Here is a 1,101-nt window from a genome sequence, read left to right on the forward strand (position 1 = left end):
GAGGTTCGTCTTGGGCGCTCCTACGCGGGTACGGGAATATCAACCCGTTATCCATCGACTACGCCTCTCGGCCTCGCCTTAGGCCCCGACTCACCCAGGGCGGATTAGCCTGGCCCTGGAACCCTTGGTCATCCGGCGGAAGGGGTTCTCACCCTTCATTCGCTACTCATGCCTGCATTCTCACTCGTGCAACCTCCACGGCTGGATCACTCCGCCGCTTCCCCGGTAGCACGACGCTCCCCTACCCACCCACACACCTGGACCAGCTCCTCAAGGGAACCAGCCGAGTAAAGTGTGAGTGCCACAGCTTCGGCGGTGTGCTTGAGCCCCGCTACATTGTCGGCGCGGAACCACTTGACCAGTGAGCTATTACGCACTCTTTAAAGGATGGCTGCTTCTAAGCCAACCTCCTGGTTGTCTAAGCGACCCCACATCCTTTTCCACTTAGCACACGCTTAGGGGCCTTAGCTGGTGATCTGGGCTGTTTCCCTCTCGACTACGAAGCTTATCCCCCGCAGTCTCACTGCCGCGCTCTCACTTACCGGCATTCGGAGTTTAGCTGATTTCGGTAAGCTTGTAGGCCCCCTAGACCATCCAGTGCTCTACCTCCGGCAAGAAACACACGACGCTGCACCTAAATGCATTTCGGGGAGAACCAGCTATCACGGAGTTTGATTGGCCTTTCACCCCTAACCACAGGTCATCCCCCAACTTTTCAACGTTGGTGGGTTCGGTCCTCCACGCAGTCTTACCCACGCTTCAACCTGCCCATGGCTAGATCACCCCGCTTCGGGTCTAGAACATGCGACTCAAACGCCCTCTTCAGACTCGCTTTCGCTACGGCTACCCCACACAGGTTAACCTCGCCACATGCCACTAACTCGCAGGCTCATTCTTCAAAAGGCACGCCATCACCCTCTAACAGGCTCTGACGGATTGTAGGCGAACGGTTTCAGGTACTATTTCACTCCCCTCCCGGGGTACTTTTCACCATTCCCTCACGGTACTCGTCCGCTATCGGTCACCAGGAAGTATTCAGCCTTACCAGGTGGTCCTGGCAGATTCACAGCAGATTCTAGGAGTCCGCTGCTACTCGGGAAA

At 56.8% G+C, this 1,101-nt stretch carries 1 rRNA gene; it reads right to left on the minus strand.

What is annotated here, in order from left to right:
• A 23S ribosomal RNA gene (locus tag Ade02nite_RS48845) occupies window positions 1-1,101 on the minus strand; the annotation flags it as partial.

Origin of the sequence: Paractinoplanes deccanensis (assembly GCF_016862115.1) — a bacterium.
In the GTDB taxonomy this organism is placed as follows: domain Bacteria; phylum Actinomycetota; class Actinomycetes; order Mycobacteriales; family Micromonosporaceae; genus Actinoplanes; species Actinoplanes deccanensis.